The organism is Ensifer adhaerens (genome assembly GCF_028993555.1).
GTDB lineage: Bacteria > Pseudomonadota > Alphaproteobacteria > Rhizobiales > Rhizobiaceae > Ensifer > Ensifer adhaerens_I.
This window is the reverse complement of sequence record NZ_CP118611.1, coordinates 2,665,523-2,681,332: the sequence shown is the minus strand read 5'-3', so window position 1 is coordinate 2,681,332 and position 15,810 is coordinate 2,665,523. Positions and strand designations below refer to the sequence as shown.

Sequence of the window (15,810 nt, the reverse complement as noted above, 5' to 3'; positions counted from 1 at the left end):
CCAGTGTTCGAGTGAACTAACCTTCGCCCTGCCAGGCTATTGCCAAAGGGGCGATCGGCAGCGCCAGGAGGTCGATCGCGCGCGCGGCCAGATGATCGACGATGGCGTCCACGGTTTCAGGCCTATGGTAGAAGGCCGGCACCGGCGGCATGATGATCGCCCCCATTTCGGTGACGGCGCACATGTTGCGCAGGTGACCGAGATGCAGCGGCGTCTCGCGCGCCATCAGCACCAATCGGCGCCGCTCCTTCAGATGCACGTCGGCCGCACGAACCACGAGGTTATCGGCCATACCCGATGAGATCGCCGCAAGCGTCCGCATCGAGCACGGCGCCACGATCATGCCGGCCGTCGAAAACGACCCGCTCGCGATCGCCGCGCCGATATCGGCGTGGTCATAGGTTCGCGTTGCCTTACGCAACAGGGACGGAAGGGCGTCTGCGCCAACCTCGTGCGCAAGCGTTCGATGCGCCGCCGGCGACAGGACGAGATGCAGCTCGACGCTTTCGATTTCAGCAAGGCGCTCGGAGATGCGAACGGCGATCGCAGCGCCGGAAGCACCGGTGATGCCGAGGACGATCTTCATCTTATTCATCGTGTCAGCCCTCCAAGCCCGAGACCGGCCCACATCGCATCGACCTGACCGATGACCTCTGGCGACATTTCGAGCACCCGCCCCCATTCACGATCGGTTTCGGTACCGATCTTGTTGGTGGCGTCGAGCCCGAGCTTGCCGCCGAGACCGGAGCGCGGCGAGGCGAAGTCGAGATAGTCGATCGGCGTACCCTCGATCACCGTCACGTCGCGGCTGGCGTCAAAACGGGTGGCAAGAGCCCACATCACGTCGGACCAGTTGCGCACGTCGATATCCGGATCGACGGCGATGATCAGCTTGGTGTAGCTGAACTGCGGCAGCATCGACCATAGCCCCATCATCACGCGCTTGGCCTGCCCCGGGTAACGCTTGTCGATCGAAACGACCATCGCCCTGTAGGAACAGGCTTCCGGCGGCAACCAGAGATCGGATATCTCCGGAAATTGCTTGCGAACCAGCGGCACGAACAGCCGGTTCATCGCTTCGCCGAGCCGCGAGGGCTCGTCCGGCGGCCGGCCGGTATAGGTCGAAAGATAGAGCGGGTTGCGGCGCATGGTGATCGCCGACAGGCGCATGACTGGAAACGGCTCGACCGAATTGTAATAGCCGGTGTGGTCGCCATAGGGGCCCTCCTCCGCCGTTTCGACTGCCGAAACCGTGCCCTCCAGCACGATCTCCGCATTGGCCGGCACCGAAAGGGGTACGGTCTTGGCCTTCACAAGCTGCGTCCTGCCGCGTCTGAGCAGCCCCGAGAAATTCAGTTCACTCAGGCCATCCGGAAGCGGCATGACGGCAGCGAGGATCGTTGCCGGGTCGGCGCCGATCACGACCGCGATCGGCATATCCTGACCCAGCCGCTGCCACAGACGGTGGTGGCGGGCGCCACCGCGGTGCGCAAGCCAGCGCACGATCACACGGTCTGGGCCGAGCACCTGCATGCGGTAGATGCCGACATTGACATCCATCGGATCGTCCGGCGCGCGGGTAATCACCAGCGGCCAGGTAATGAGCGGCGCCGGCTCGCCCGGCCAGCACCATTGAACCGGCAGGCGCCCGAGGTCGATTTGCTCATCGCGCCAGACGACCTCCTGGCAGAGTGCGCGTGCCACCTTCCGCGGCCGCATATACATCGCCGATCTCAGCAGAGGCAGCCGGTCCCAGGCGTCGCGCAGGGACTGAGGCGCCCTGGGGTCGCGCAGCTCCGCCAGCTCGCCGGCCAGCGCATCGAGCCCTCCGGGCGCCAGGCCGAAACCACGTTCGATCCGGCGTTCCGCCCCGAAGAGATTGGCAAGAAGCGGGATCGGCTGCATCGCCCCCGAAGCGTCGACCGGCTGCTCGAAAAGCAGCGCCGGGCCATCGGTGGCAAGCACCCGGTGGTGGATCTCGGTGACCTCGTGCATCAGCGAAACCGGACGCGAAATGCGCTTCAGGTCGCCTTCGCGCTCAAGCGTATCGACAAAATCCTGCAGCGTTGCAAAGCCCTGGGACGGGCGGAAGGTCCTGTTCATGGGACCTGTGTGTGGCGGCGAATGATCCTTGTCTTTGACGTGGCGCAAACAACCGGCGGCGGCGGGCGACTAGCATGCGCCACATCGTCCGATTCCGCCGCTTCCACAGGTAGCCAATGACCCTTCCGCTCGCGCTCACCGCACCTCTCAGCTTGGTTCCCATCTTCGCCATCGAAAGCGTGGTGCAACGCGTCTTCGCCCGCGTGATCGAGTCCCATCCCGGCCTCTTCGAACGCTTGGCCGACCATGCCAACAAGCGCTACGCCTTCGTGCCGTCCGATCTGCCGATCGGCTTTCTCGTCGAGCCGGCCGTGCCACGTATCTCGGTCCATCGCAAGGAGCGCGCGCCGGCCTCCGACGCCTGCATGGAAGGCGAATTGGTATTGCTGCTTGCGCTGCTTGAAGGCCGCATCGATGGCGACGCCGTCTTCTTTTCGCGTGATCTCACGGTCAGTGGCGACATGGAGGCGATGCTGGCGCTGCGTAATGCGCTCGACGATTGCGAGATCGATCTTCCAAACGATCTCGCTGGCATGAGCGGGCTGCTGGCGCCGCTTGTGCGTCGCGCAGCAGAACAAATCCGCGAGCGCGCGCTCGGCCGAGTTCTCAAGGAGGAGGCCCCCCAATGGAACTGATCTGCCCCGCCGGCACGCCCGCCGCCTTCCGCGAAGCCGTCGATGCCGGCGCCGACGCGGTCTATTGCGGCTTTCGCGACGAGACGAACGCGCGCAATTTTCCCGGTTTGAACTTCTCCCGCGAGGAACTCCGGACGGCCATTGCCTATGCCAAACAGCGCAAGGTGATGACCTTCGTCGCGATCAACACCTTCATGCGCGCCGGCCAGGAAAAGCTCTGGCACCAGGCGGTGGATGACGCCGCAGCACTCGGTGCCGATGCCGTCATCCTCGCCGACTTCGGGCTGATGGCCTACACGGTCGAACGCCATCCGCAGCAGCGGCTGCATGTTTCGGTGCAGGCCTCCGCCTCCAATGCCGATGCCGTGCGGTTCCTCGTCGAGGCCTTCGCCGCCAAACGCGTCGTGCTGCCGCGCACGCTGACGATCGCCGACATTGCCCGCCTCGCCAAGCAGATCGATTGCGAGATCGAGGTCTTCGCCTTTGGCGGCCTCTGCGTCATGGCCGAGGGGCGCTGTTCGCTCTCGTCCTACGCCACCGGCAAGTCGCCCAACATGAACGGCGTCTGCTCGCCCGCAAGCCATGTGCGTTATCGCCAGGATGGACGCGAACTGGTGTCCGAGCTCGGCGACTACACGATCAACCGCTTCCCGGCCGGTGAGGCCGCGGGCTATCCGACGCTCTGCAAGGGGCGCTTCGATATTGCCGACGAACGCGGTTATGCCTTCGAGGACCCGGTTTCGCTCGACGTCATGGACCATATCGAGGCGCTGCGCAGCGCCGGTGTCAGCGCACTGAAGATCGAGGGCCGGCAGCGCGGCAAGGCCTATGTTGCCGAGGTCGTTTCGGTCATGCGGCGGGCACTGACGGCCGGCGCCGCCGAGCGGCCCGCCTTGGTATCGCGGCTGAAGGCACTCAGCGAAGGCCAGAAAACAACGACAGGCGCCTTTGAAAAGCGGTGGAGGTAATCGGCCCATGACCCAATCTGCGAGCCCATCCAAGCCCGTCCTGAGTCTCGGCCCGGTCTACTATCTGTGGGACGGCCCCAAGTGGCGCGACTTCTACTTTCGCATCGCCGACGAGGCGCCGATCACCCATGTTACGATCGGCGAGGCCGTCTGTTCGAAACGGCTGCATTTCATCGAACCGCATGTCGGAGACGTCATCGAACGGCTGGAGAGAGCCGGCAAGCGGGTAAGCCTTGCCTCGCTGGCGCTGGTGACACTGGAACGCGAAAGCCAGCTCGTCCGCGGCCTGGTGCGCGATAGCATCCATTCGATCGAGGCCAACGACCTTTCCGCACTGCACCTGCTTTCCGGCAGACCACACTCGATCGGGCCGCTGGTCAACGTCTATAACGGCGCCACCGCCCGGCTTTTGGCTTCGAGGGGGGCGACGAGCATCTGTCTGCCGCCGGAACTGCCGATGACATCGGTGCGCGGCATCATCAAGGAAAACCCCGGCGTTGCCTTCGAAGTCTTCGCCTTCGGCCGCGTGCCGCTGGCAATCTCGGCGCGCTGCGCTCATGCCCGCTCCAAAGGGCTGATCAAGGATAATTGCCAGTTCATCTGCGGTGAGGACACGGATGGCCTGACCGTCGAGACGCTCGACCGGCAGCCCTTCCTGGCGCTGAACGGCGTGCAGACCATGTCGCACACCTGCCAGGCGCTGATGCAGGAACTGCCGGAGCTTGCTGGCGCCGGCGTCTCCCGGATCCGACTGTCCCCGCAGGACTGCGACATGGTCGCCGTCGCCGAAATCTATCACGACGCAATCGCGGGTCGGCGCTCCATCGCCGAAAGCCTGGAGCGGCTCGCTTCCATCTACCCGAACGTTCCGTTTTCCAACGGCTTCCACCACGGTCAGACGGGGTCAGCGTGGGTCACATCGGCCGGCATGGCTGGCGCCTGAGGGCGCCTCACGGAGAGGCCACATCAAGGAACCGCCCGCCCTGCTTTTGGCGCACGATGCTCGAGGGGTGGCGGTGCAGCGGATAAAGCAGGCTGACCTGTTGTTCAGGCATCGGGTGGTCGGCAAGCACCGCCCGCAGCCGTCCATCGCGGATCGGTTCCGACGTGGAGGACCTCAGGCCGCCTCGCCCCAATCGTTGGCAGGCGGCACGACACCCTTGGTAAACAGGAAACAGCCGTGAAAGCGCGCTTCGCCGGTCACGATGACGCAATAGGCGCGCTTGGCCTCTTCGTAGAAGGCAAAGCGCTCGATGGCATACATCTGCGGCGCCTCGCCTTCGGCGCGGGCGATCTCAGCCTGGACCTCACGCTGGACGTCCGGCAGCTCACCCGCCTTTCCGTTCGGGGCCATACGCGCCGCGGATGGCTGCAGCGGCGTGTCGAGCGGCATGACGGAGAGTATGGCCCTGGCGGCGCGTGCCGCAGAGACATTGGCAATGGAGAGCGGCAGACCGAGCCGGGTGTGACGGGCAATCGTCTCGGCGGGAAAATTTGCGTCCACGAGCGCGATGCGGTCGCCGTGCCCCATGGAGCGCAGAGCGTGCAACACGTCGGCACTCAACGCCGGATCGATGTTCTTGAGCATCAGCCTTTCCTTTCATCAGTTTGCTCGCGTCCTGGGGAAATCCGGGCGCAAGGGCGCAACGCGCGGAGGCGCGGCCGGCCCAAGCGCGTGAGCAAGATCGTTTTCGTCGATTTGAGCGGGCGGCGAGCCGCCCGCGAGGCCTTGCTTCTCAGACGCCCGTCAGCCGCTCGCGGTACTTGTCGATGATGACGGCGAGAATGATGACGACGCCTGTTATCATCTGACGCATGAAATCGCTGAGGCCAAAGAGAATGAGGCCGTTGGCGAGCACCCCGGTGATGCAGGCGCCGAGCAGCGTGCCAATCACCGTGCCGCGGCCACCGTTGAGGCTGGTTCCGCCTATGATGACGGCAGCGATCGCGTTCAACTCAAAGCCGATGCCGATGATCGGGCTCGCGATGTTGAGCCGGGCCATGTAGACCATGGCGGCGATGCCGACGAGCGCGCCGGCAATGGTAAAGGCCGCCACCTTGTAGAACATCAGCGAGTGACCGGCGAGGCGCACCGCCTCCTCATTGTTGCCGATGCCGTAGAGTAGCCGGCCGAACACCGTCTTCGACAGCACGAACCAGGCCATGGCGACCAGTACGAGCGCGATCAGGAAGACCACGGGTATGCCGAAGATCATCTGCGATCCGAAGGCGTTGAAGCTCGGCGGGAACGAGTAGATCGTGCGCGCATCCGTCACTTGAAGTGCTGCTCCGCGCGCGATGTTCAGCATGCCGAGCGTGACGATGAACGACGGCAGCCCCCAGAAGGCGCTGATCCAGCCATTGAGGAAGCCGCAGACGACGCCGGTGACGACGGCTGCAAGCGTCGCAAGCGCCACTGCCTGGAACACGGAGAGGTCGGGGATCGTCAGCACCGTGCCGCCGACGACGGCGCAGAAGGCGAGCATCGAGCCGACAGAGAGATCGATGCCGCCGATCAGGATGACGAAGGTCATCCCGACGGCGAGGATCAGGTTGATGGTGATCTGCGTCAGGATATTCGAGATGTTGTTGGGCGTCAGAAAATGCTCGGTGCTGACCGAGAAGAAGACGATGAGCAGCAGGAGCGCCAGGCCGATTCCGGCGTCGCGCAAGAGCACCTTCGGCGACCAGTTCGCCAGACGGCGCGTGTCGACGGTTTCACCCGCTTGGGTCTTTTCGAGAGCTTGCATCTTACTGCCTCGCCTGTTGCTGCTCGCCCTGGTAGGCGTATTGCAGGATACGTTCTTCAGAGAATTCCGACCGCGCCAGCTCGCCGACGACGCGGTGCTGCGCCATTACGAGGATGCGATCCGATAGGGTCATCAGTTCCGGCAGTTCGGAGGAGACGATCAGGAGCGCCAGACCGCGTTCGGCAAACTGGCGGATCAGCGCATAGATCTCGGCCTTGGCGCCGACATCGACGCCGCGGGTCGGCTCGTCGAGAAGCAGCACCTTCGGATTGCGCGCCAGCCATTTGGCAAGCACCACCTTCTGCTGGTTGCCGCCGGAAAGCGTCGCGGCATTTTTATCGGGCCCGCCGTATTTCAGCTTGAGTTCGGCACCGAGTCGCTCGGTCACCGCAATCTCCGCCTTCTTGTCGAGGATGCCGGCACGCGAAACGTCCGAAAGCGATGCGAGCGTCACATTGGCCGCGATCGGCATGCTGAGGATCAACCCCTCTTCCTTGCGATCTTCTGTGACGAAACCGATACCGGCATTGATCGCCTCGCGCGGCGAGCGGAAGGAAACGGGGCTGCCTTCAAGGCGAAGCGCACCGGAAAGCGGCAGCTCCGCTGCCGCGATCGCGCGCAAAAGCTCCGTGCGTCCGGAACCGACGAGGCCGGCGATCCCCAGGATTTCGCCCTTGTGCAAATGCAGCGAGATGCCGTCGGCATGGGGGGATTGCGGATGGCGAAAATTGACGAGCGACAGCGCTTCTTCCGGCCGCGCCAGCGAGACCATCTCGCTCGCCATCTGCTGCTGCAGCTTCTTGCCGACCATGGCGCGGACCAGTTCGTCCTGGCTGGTCTCGGCAATCGGGCGCGAGAACACCGTCTCGCCATTACGCAGCACCGTCACCCGGTCGCAGATGCGGAAGACCTCGTCGAGATGATGCGACACAAAGACGATCGAAACGCCACGACTGCGAAGGTCGTTGATGATCTTGAACAGCCGCTCGGTCTCGCGCGACGTCAGCGTTGCCGTCGGCTCGTCGAGGATCAGGATGCGGCTTTCGGTCATCAACGCGCGGGCAACTTCGACGAGCTGGCGATGGGCGATACCGAGCCGCTCGACCGGCCAGCGCACGTCGATATCGCTGAGGCCGATGGCATCGAGCGCGGCGCGCGCGCCGGTATGCATCTCCTGCCGCCTGACAACACCGAAGGCATTGCGCGGCAGATGTTCGATGAAGATGTTTTCCGCCACTGACAGATAGGGCAGCAGGTTGAATTCCTGGTGCACGACCTGCAGGCCGTTGGCCTTGGCCTCTCGCGGCGTGGCCGGCGCATAGGGCCGTCCGGCAAGGTTGAGCGCGCCTTCGTCCGGACGGACGATGCCGCAGAGAACCTTGATCAGTGTCGATTTGCCGGCACCGTTCTCGCCGATCAGGCCGTGCACTTCGCCCGGCTGAACGGACAGACTGACACCGTTCAGCGCCTTGGTGCCGCCGAAGGCCTTCTTCACGTCGTGCAGTTCCAGAACCGGCGGCGTCGAAACGCCGCCCGCTTCCGCGCGCACAGTTTCCATATTGATCATGATGCAGCCCTTTGAAAATCAGGCAGCCTGAGACATAAGCTCTTCGCTTCGCCAAGACCGCTGCCTCTTGCCTAAGCCGCACCGGGCATCGCCCGGCGCGGTTGGAAGTCGGCTAGGGGCTACTTCACGTCGTCCTTGGTCACGAGCTTGATATCGGTCTTGACCCAGCCTTCGAGCTTGGGGCCGCCGGCAACGACTGCAAGCGCCTTGTCGATTGCGTTGGCCGCCATCTCCGAGCCGAACTGGTCGACGGTCGCGAGAAGCTTGCCGTCCTTCAGCATGGGCGCGACCGCCGGCACATTGTCGAAGCCAACGACCTTGATGTCGCTGCGGCCGGCCGCATCCAGTGCCTTGACCACGCCGATCGCCATGGAATCGTTGGCGGCAAGCACACCTTGAACATCGGGATGGGCCGTCAGCATCGTCGAGAAGACGGCGTTTGCCTCTTCCGTTTCCCAATGGGCGGTGCGGGAGTCGAGCAGGTCGAGCTTGCCGGCGGCGATTGCGTCTTCAAAACCGAGTTTGCGCTGCGCCGCGTTGTCGGCGCCGGGATTGCCTTCAAGGATCACGACCTTGCCACCGGCGCCCAAATCCTTGGCGAGTGCATCGCCCACCAACTTGGCACCGCCACGGTTATCCGGGCCGACGAAGGCAAGGTCGACGCCTGCGTCCTTCTTTGCCTGCTCATCCAGCGAAACGTCAAAGTTGACGACGACGATGCCGGCATCCATCGCCTTCTTCAGCGGCGCCACCATTGCGCGGGAATCGGCTGGCGCAATGACGATCGCATCGACGCCCTGGGTTATGAAGTTCTCTACGCCGTTCAGCTGGCTCTCGAAGTCGGTCTCGTTCTGCATGCCGATGGCCTTGAGCTCGTAGTCGCCGCGCTTCTTGGCATGCGCTTCAGCGCCTTCGAGCATGTTCTTGAAGAAGTCGTTGGCAAGCGACTTCATGACGAGGCCGACGACGGGCTTGTCGGCAGCCATGGCGATCGTCGGCAGTGCAGTGGCAACGGTGAGCGCGACGATGGATGCGAGTCGTGAAAGCTTCATGGGTTCTCCTCCGGTGAAAAAAAGATGGTCCTCCAACCACCAATGAAACGTTTCATCGCTTAGACGCAAATGAGCCGCTTCTGCCGCCAAGAAGAGCGAAACATCTCACCGCTGTCAATATGAAACGTTTCATCATTGTGAAATTTGTGCTGGAAGTCGCTTTCTGCTATCGGCTTTCTCTGATTTAAGAGGAAGAAGCCAGCCGCCACCCAAAACTCCGGGGGCTTGTGATAACGCCTTGTTCTGCTGCATGATTTCTGACTGCAGCCGATGCAGAAAAAGGATTGGAGTCTCCGCTTGAACCCGACGATCAAGGATGTTGCCCAGCGTGCCGGTGTCTCCGTCGGTACGGTTTCGCGCGTCCTTGCCAAGAACAAGACGGTCAGCGAAGACATACGCAAGAAGGTGGAAGCGACGATCGAGGCGATCGGCTACCGCCCGAACATCCTCGGCCGCAGTCTCAGGCTCGCCAAGACCGACATCATCGGGCTCGTTGTGCCCGATATCACCAATCCCTTCTTCGCAGAGCTTGCCAAACACGTCGAGATGCTTGCTTCGGCCGAAGGGTATTCGGTCCTGCTCGCCAACACCCATGACGACCCGGAAGCGGAAAGGCAGCAGATCGAGACATTGCTCGGGCGCCTGCCCGCCGGGCTGATCCTCGTGCCCGTCAGCAACAGTCTCGTCGACGGGCTTGTCGCCGGCACGCGGACGGTAACCGTCGACCGGCCCTTGAGCGGGCATGCACTCGTTGCCGTCGACAACCGGCAGGGTGGCTATCTGGCCGCCGACCATCTGCTCGCGCTCGGCCACCGCCGGCTCGGCTATATCAGCGGACCGCGTTCGACCGAAGTGTCGGGCGAACGCCGCGATGGCTTCAAGCAACGGCTCGAGGAATTCCGCGCGACCCATCCGGGCGAATACGTCGCACCGCAAGTTGTCGAAGGTCACTTCGACTACCGCTCGGGCGAAGAGCTCGGTAAGCAAATGCTGACACAGCCGGAAGCAACGCGCCCGACGGCGATTGCCACTGCGAGCGATCAGCAGGCGATCGGCCTCCTGCGCGCCGCCGGCGACATGGGCGTGCGCGTGCCGACCGATCTGTCGATCGTCGGCTTCGACGACATCCCGCTCGCATCACTGGTGCTGCCGCGCCTGACGACGATCCGCCAGCCGATCGACGAGATCGCACGGCTGGCGCTGGAGGGCGTGCTCGGCAGCCACGCGCTGCAGGAGGAGTACAAACTGCAGCCGGTCCTGATGCGCCGCGGATCCTGCGCAGCGCCCGGGACGCCCTGACCGCGAGCGTGCCCAAATGAGGCCGTGAAAATTGCGCGCATTACACGCGCGTCCCGCCGGACCAGACTAGAAGCCAAGTACGACTGCGCCTCCGGTAAGCCCGGCGCCCGCTGCGGTCAACAGCAACTTCTCCCCGCGGGCGAACGGCCGCTCTTCTCGCGCCAGCGATAATGACAGCGGGATGGTTGCGGCGGACGAGTTACCGTAATCCGCGATGGTGCGCACGGTTTTTGTCGGCGCGATGGCAAGGCGATCGCAAACGGCGTCAAAGATCCGGGCATTGGCCTGATGCGGCACGAAGCGGCTGACCGCTTGGGGAATGCAGCCTGCAGCATCCAGCGCACGGCCGGCACAGGCTGTCATCATCTCCACCGCCTGGGCGAACATCTCCCGCCCGTCGCGCATCGTCATCAGGAAGTCATCGGGCCGCAGGTCCGGTGAGAACGGTTGGCTGCTGCCGCCGGCGGCGATCGAGATCAGGTCGTAGCGGCTGCCGTCGGCGGCAAGATCAACGCCGAGCAAACCGGTCTGCGGATCATCGGAAGGCGCGACGACGACGGCACCCGCCGCATCGGCGAAGAGAACGGCGCTTGCCCTTTCCGCCGGATTGATGCGCCGGCTGAGAATGTTGGCAGCCACCACCAATACCGGCTTTCCCTGCGAACGGACAAAGCCGTCGGCGAGCGTCAGCGCATAGAGAAATCCCGAGCACGCACCCGCCAGATCGATCGCACCGGAACGGGCGAGCCCGAGACGGTGGGCAAGCAAAGGTGCGGAGGGCGGCAGCAGATGATCAGGCGTGGAGGTCGCGAGCAAGGTCAGGGCGATATCGTCCCGACGCATGTCGGCATCATCGAGCGCCGCGGCACCGGCGATCGCCGCGAGTCCCGTCAACGTCTCGCCATCCTTAACCCAACGCCGCTCGCGAATGCCGGTGCGACGCTCGATCCAGCCGGCTTCGAGGCCGAGCTTCGCTTCGATCTCGGCATTCGCGACACGCCGCACCGGCACCGCATGGCCGAAGCCGACAAGGTGGGATGACCGCGCGCCGCTCACAGCCGCCCCGCCGCGAAAAGTGATGCCGCCTCGTCGATTGCGCCGTAGGCCCGGTCGAGTTCATCGGCGGTCACGCAATAGGGCGGCATCAGATAGATGACATTGCCGAGCGGGCGGATCAGCAGGCGGCGCTCGCGGAAGAAGGCCCTGAGCCGCGGGCCGGCTTCGGAGAGATAGCCGCCCGCTGGAACCTTGAGATCGAGGGCAGCAATCGTTCCGAGCTGGCGGGTATCGCTGAAGCGTCGATCGTCGGCAAACCGGGCGATGTGCCGACGCTGCCATTGGGTGAGCGCGTCGATACGTTCCCGCACCGGCTCTCCCTTCCAGACAGCGAGATTGGCAAGTGCCGCAGCACAGGCGATCGGGTTCGCCGTATAGGAACTCGAATGAAAGAAGGTCTTGCGTCGATCTGTCGAAAGATGTGCCTCGAAAATCTCGGCCGTGCAGAGCGTTGCAGCCAGGGGCAGCGCGCCGCCGGTCAGCCCCTTCGACGTGCACAGAATATCGGGCGTGATGCCAGCCTGCTCGCAAGCAAAGAGACTGCCCGCTCGTCCCCATCCGGTCATCACCTCGTCGGCGATCAACAGGCTGCCGTGTCGTTCGGCGATCCGTTTCAACTCGGCAAGCACGGAAGCCGGGTAGGTCTTCATGCCGCCCGCGCCGAGAAGCAAGGGCTCGATCAGCAGGGCTGCGACATTGCCGGACGAGCAGAGTACCTCGAAGGCATCGAGGGTCTCCTGTTCGCGACCCGGCTCCGGAAACGGCAGCCGGTCGACGGCAAAGAGCAGCGGCGCGTAAGGCGCATTGAAGACGCCCCTTTCCCCCGCGGACATCGTGCCGATCGTATCGCCGTGATAGCCATGCTCGAGCACACAGATGCGGCCCCGCGGCCGGCCGAGATTGTGGAAGAAGCCCAGCGCCATCTTCAGCGCGACTTCGACCGCAGTCGAGCCGCTGTCGGAATAGAACACATGGGCGAGCCCCTGCGGCGCGATCTCGATCAGGCCACGCGCCAGTTCCTCCGCCGGCGCATGAGTGTATTCGGCAAAGATGATCTGATCATGTGTCTCCGTTGCCTTGCGGATCGCCTCCATGATGGTGGGGTGGCGGTGGCCGTGGGTGATGACCCACCAGGACGAAATCGCATCGAGGATCGGCGCGCCATCCTCATCGATGAGATAGGCGCCCTCGGTCCGGGCGACGCGTCGCATCGCCGGCTCCAGGCCATGCTGGGTGAAGGGATACCAGACTGCGGACGTTCTCATGCCGGCACCTCCAGGAAATCGGCGACGTTGAAATTTTCGCGGAATGCCTTCCGCAGCCGTTCCGGCGTCAACGGATCGAGCCGAGGTAGCCGTCCCAGGCGCCGGACCGCGCCCAACGCAGCGATGGTCGCCTCGCTATCGGCGTGCTCGTCGCCGATGAAAGCGACGCCCAGGACCGGGATCGCTCGGCTTCGCAGTGCTTCGAGCGACAGCAGCGTATGGTTGATCGTGCCGAGTTCGGTGCGGGCGCAGAGGATCACCGGGATCTGCCAGCGCGCGAAGACATCGGCAAAGACCGTCCGCTCGGTGAGCGGCACCAAAAGCCCACCTGCCCCCTCGATGACCAGCGGCCGGTTCACCGCAGGCGGTGAGAGGCGTTCCGGAACGATCGACACCCCGTCGATCCGCGCCGACAGATGTGGTGAAGCCGGCGTCCTCAGCCGATAGGTCTCAGGCAGGATGCGCTCGGATGGTATCTCACCGTACCGCGCTACGGCCTCGCTGTCGGTCTCTTCCTCGAGCCCCGACTGCACCGGCTTCCAGTAGCAGCCGGAAAGCGCGTCGGTCAGCGCCGCGGCGAATATGGTCTTGCCGATGCCGGTGTCCGTGCCGGTGACGACGAAGCGGGGCATCATGGCCGCTCCTCCGCCATTGCAACCTTCAAGCACTCCAGCATGCGCACGATCGTCGGCCGGTCGACATTCAACGTGATCGCGACCCGAAGCCGCGCAGTCCCTTCGGGAACGGTCGGCGGACGGATTGCCCTGACGTCGAAACCTTCGGCGCGCATCCGCGCGGCAATCCGCATGGCGCGAGCGTTGTCGCCGACCGGGACGGGAAGGATCTGCGAGCCGCTGCCTTCGATGCCGAGGGTTTCGGTAAGTGCCCGATTGGCGAAGCTCCGGAGATCATCGAATGCTGCTCGGCGCTGGGGCTCATCCACAAGTGTCTCAAGAGCCTCGCGGACCGCAGCGGCAATGAGCGGCGACGGCGCCGTGGAATAGATGAAGTTGCGGGCACGGTTGACGAGATAGTCGCAAAGCACGGCGTTTGCTCCAAGGAGAGAGCCGGAAACGCCGAGCGCCTTGCCGCAGGTGTGCAGCACGACGACATTTTCGCGACCGTCCAGGTCCGCCGACAGACCGCGGCCACAGGCTCCGAAAACGCCGGTCGCGTGCGCCTCGTCGATGACCAGAAAACCATCATGCCGGTCGGCGAGGCCGGCGAGGTCCGCAAGCGGCGCCCGGTCGCCATCCATGGAATAGAGGCTTTCGACGGCAATCCATGGATGCCCCATGCCGCCGTGCTTGCGCCACGTGCCGATCGCATCGGCAAAGGCGTCGACGTCGTTGTGCCTGACCGCAATCGCGCCGGCCCTGCTAGCGGCGATACCCTCATGTGCACTCGCATGGATCAGCGCATCGTGGACGATAATGTCGTCGCGCTGCGGCAGCGTCGAGAACAAGGCAGCATTGGCCGCATAGCCGCTGCCGAAGAACAGCGTTCGCTCCGTACCAAAGAAAGCGGCCGCCTCCGCTTCCAGCGCCTCGTGCTGCGCATGATTGCCGCGCAACAGCCGCGACCCGCCGGATCCAACCGGCACGCCGCGCTCGATCGCTGCGGCAATTGCCGCCTTCAGGCGCGGTGATCCGGCGAGCGCCAGATAGTCGTTAGAGGTGAAATCCACGCCATTGGCCCCGACAAGCTCGCGTCGGCGCCCCTTGCGTTCGAGGCCGGAAATCGTCCTCTCGTAGCGAGCAAAGAGGCTCGCGGTCATTCAGCCGCATCCTGATTTGCCGTCGCTTGTTCGGCCGAAAGTGCCATCGGCTTCAGCCCGAGGCGGCGGAACAGCGCCGCATCGTGATCCTCGCCGGGATTGTCCGCGGTCAAGAGCGTCTCGCCGACGAAGATCGAATTGGCGCCGGCAAAGAAACAGAGCGCTTGCATCTCGTCGCTCATGTCGGTGCGGCCAGCCGATAGGCGGACATGCGATTGCGGCATCAGAATGCGCGCCAGCGCGATCGTGCGGACGAAATCGATCGGATCGACCGGCGCCGCATCGGCAAGCTTCGAGCCCGGGATCGGGATCAGCATGTTGATCGGCACGCTCTCGGGGGGCACAGGCAGATTGGCAAGCGTGACCAGCATCGATATCCGGTCGTTGGCCGTCTCGCCCATGCCCAAGATGCCACCGGCGCAGACCTTGATGCCGGCGTCGCGGACGTTCGCCAGCGTCTCCAGCCGGTCGGCAAAGCTTCGCGTGGTGATGATCTCGCCGTAGAAGCGCTCCGAGGTATCGACATTGTGGTTGTAGTAATCGAGCCCCGCGTCTGCGAGCCGCTCGGATTGGTCCGGCGTCAGCATGCCGAGCGTCATGCAGGTCTCCATGCCGAGCGCCCGCACACCGCGCACCATGGCGACGATCGCCTCCATGTCGCGCTCCTTCGGGCTGCGCCAGGCGGCGCCCATGCAATAGCGCGTCGCGCCGCCATCCCTTGCCTTGCGTGCTTCTGCAAGAACCCGTTCGACTTCCATCAGCTTCGACGCCTTCAGCCCGGTCGGGTAATGCGCCGACTGGCTGCAATAGCCGCAGTCCTCGGCGCAGCCGCCGGTCTTGATCGAGAGCAGGCGGCTCATCTGGATGGCGTTGGGGTCGAACTGCGCGCGATGAACGGACTGCGCGCGATACAGGAGGTCGTTGAACGGCAAATTATAGATTTTTTGCGCTTCGGTCTGATCCCATCCGGTCTCTGTACGTTTTGCTTCAGCCGGGTGCGGCTCGATTGAACTGTTTACGTTCTGCATGCGCGTTCATTCCCCTCTTGGCAGCAAACAAAAATAGATAGAATGCAATATTATCTATAATTTCTTCAAGAGCGCGATCAGACAACCACCCAAGAGGAGAGACGTCAGAGTTGCTGCAATCACTGCGAGCGACGACGCAAGTGAACGAAGGGCAACCTCCGCACCAACAGAGCAAAAAAGCCAACACTTTCTGTGACTTGTCGTACCTTCGCCATCGGCTAATACTCACCCCGAGAGACACTGAGCATTCCGTTTTCCGGCGCATTTAGCCGTCCGCAACCCGCCCCGCCACTACCGAGGAGGTCACCAA

The 15,810-nt window shown here is 63.9% G+C and carries 15 protein-coding genes; 4 read left to right on the top strand and 11 right to left on the bottom strand.

Annotation, left to right across the window (positions count from 1 at the left end; all coding sequences use genetic code 11):
• Positions 1–16: 16 nt before the first annotated feature.
• Together PWG15_RS32260 and PWG15_RS32255 are read right to left on the bottom strand one after the other, a co-directional pair.
• Positions 17–595 carry a UbiX family flavin prenyltransferase gene (locus PWG15_RS32260; protein WP_275025701.1) on the bottom strand — a complete coding sequence of 193 codons (579 nt, stop codon included), beginning with the start codon at positions 593–595 and terminating at the stop codon, positions 17–19.
• Positions 592–2,103, bottom strand: coding sequence for a UbiD family decarboxylase (locus tag PWG15_RS32255; RefSeq protein WP_275025700.1), 1,512 nt, complete (start codon positions 2,101–2,103; stop codon positions 592–594). The genes PWG15_RS32260 and PWG15_RS32255 overlap by 4 nt, the downstream gene beginning before the upstream one ends.
• Positions 2,104–2,219: 116 nt before the next feature.
• Here PWG15_RS32255 and ubiT point away from each other — a divergent pair, with 116 nt between their 5' ends.
• Genes ubiT through ubiV form a run of 3 tightly spaced genes read left to right on the top strand, consistent with a single transcriptional unit; the run spans position 2,220 to position 4,649 of the window.
• Entirely contained in the window at positions 2,220–2,738 is a 519-nt protein-coding gene (gene ubiT, locus PWG15_RS32250; RefSeq protein ID WP_275025699.1) for a ubiquinone anaerobic biosynthesis accessory factor UbiT, read from the top strand.
• On the top strand, positions 2,729–3,706 hold the full coding sequence (gene ubiU / locus PWG15_RS32245) for a ubiquinone anaerobic biosynthesis protein UbiU (RefSeq protein ID WP_275025698.1): 978 nt from the start codon (positions 2,729–2,731) through the stop codon (positions 3,704–3,706). The genes ubiT and ubiU overlap by 10 nt, the downstream gene beginning before the upstream one ends.
• A gap of 7 nt (positions 3,707–3,713) precedes the next feature.
• Positions 3,714–4,649: a ubiquinone anaerobic biosynthesis protein UbiV gene (gene ubiV / locus PWG15_RS32240; RefSeq protein ID WP_275025697.1), complete on the top strand. Its 936-nt coding sequence runs from the start codon at positions 3,714–3,716 to the stop codon at positions 4,647–4,649.
• A gap of 174 nt (positions 4,650–4,823) precedes the next feature.
• Here the strand turns inward: ubiV and PWG15_RS32235 are convergent, their stop codons facing one another.
• From PWG15_RS32235 to PWG15_RS32220, 4 genes are all read right to left on the bottom strand, one after another.
• Positions 4,824–5,294, bottom strand: a complete 471-nt coding sequence (locus PWG15_RS32235) for an RbsD/FucU family protein (RefSeq protein WP_275025696.1) — start codon at positions 5,292–5,294, stop codon at positions 4,824–4,826.
• A gap of 148 nt (positions 5,295–5,442) precedes the next feature.
• Positions 5,443–6,456, bottom strand: a complete 1,014-nt coding sequence (locus PWG15_RS32230; RefSeq protein WP_275025695.1) for an ABC transporter permease — start codon at positions 6,454–6,456, stop codon at positions 5,443–5,445.
• 1 nt (position 6,457) lies between these two features.
• Entirely contained in the window at positions 6,458–8,023 is a 1,566-nt protein-coding gene (locus PWG15_RS32225) for a sugar ABC transporter ATP-binding protein (RefSeq protein WP_275025694.1), read from the bottom strand.
• A 119-nt stretch (positions 8,024–8,142) separates the two neighbouring features.
• Positions 8,143–9,075: a sugar ABC transporter substrate-binding protein gene (locus tag PWG15_RS32220; protein WP_275025692.1), complete on the bottom strand. Its 933-nt coding sequence runs from the start codon at positions 9,073–9,075 to the stop codon at positions 8,143–8,145.
• A 297-nt stretch (positions 9,076–9,372) separates the two neighbouring features.
• On the opposite strand from PWG15_RS32220, the gene PWG15_RS32215 reads away from it, so the two are divergent.
• Positions 9,373–10,374, top strand: coding sequence for a LacI family DNA-binding transcriptional regulator (locus PWG15_RS32215; RefSeq protein ID WP_275025691.1), 1,002 nt, complete (start codon positions 9,373–9,375; stop codon positions 10,372–10,374).
• Positions 10,375–10,440: 66 nt separating this feature from the next.
• On the opposite strand, the gene PWG15_RS32210 is transcribed toward PWG15_RS32215, so the two are convergent.
• From PWG15_RS32210 to bioB, 5 genes are read right to left on the bottom strand one after another with little or no spacing between them, the layout of a single operon-like run.
• Complete coding sequence (locus tag PWG15_RS32210; RefSeq protein ID WP_275025689.1) at positions 10,441–11,430, bottom strand: 3-oxopimeloyl-[acyl-carrier-protein] synthase BioZ; 990 nt, start codon at positions 11,428–11,430, stop codon at positions 10,441–10,443.
• Positions 11,427–12,695, bottom strand: coding sequence for an adenosylmethionine--8-amino-7-oxononanoate transaminase (locus tag PWG15_RS32205; RefSeq protein WP_275025688.1), 1,269 nt, complete (start codon positions 12,693–12,695; stop codon positions 11,427–11,429). The genes PWG15_RS32210 and PWG15_RS32205 overlap by 4 nt, the downstream gene beginning before the upstream one ends.
• Positions 12,692–13,330 (bottom strand): dethiobiotin synthase, encoded by a 639-nt coding sequence (gene bioD / locus PWG15_RS32200; protein ID WP_275025687.1) that lies wholly within the window; start codon positions 13,328–13,330, stop codon positions 12,692–12,694. Before bioD ends, PWG15_RS32205 begins: the two co-directional genes overlap by 4 nt.
• A complete protein-coding gene (locus PWG15_RS32195; RefSeq protein WP_275025686.1) occupies positions 13,327–14,472 on the bottom strand; it encodes an 8-amino-7-oxononanoate synthase in 1,146 nt (381 codons plus the stop codon). Before PWG15_RS32195 ends, bioD begins: the two co-directional genes overlap by 4 nt.
• On the bottom strand, positions 14,469–15,500 hold the full coding sequence (gene bioB / locus PWG15_RS32190; protein WP_275025685.1) for a biotin synthase BioB: 1,032 nt from the start codon (positions 15,498–15,500) through the stop codon (positions 14,469–14,471). Before bioB ends, PWG15_RS32195 begins: the two co-directional genes overlap by 4 nt.
• Positions 15,501–15,810 lie beyond the last annotated feature (310 nt).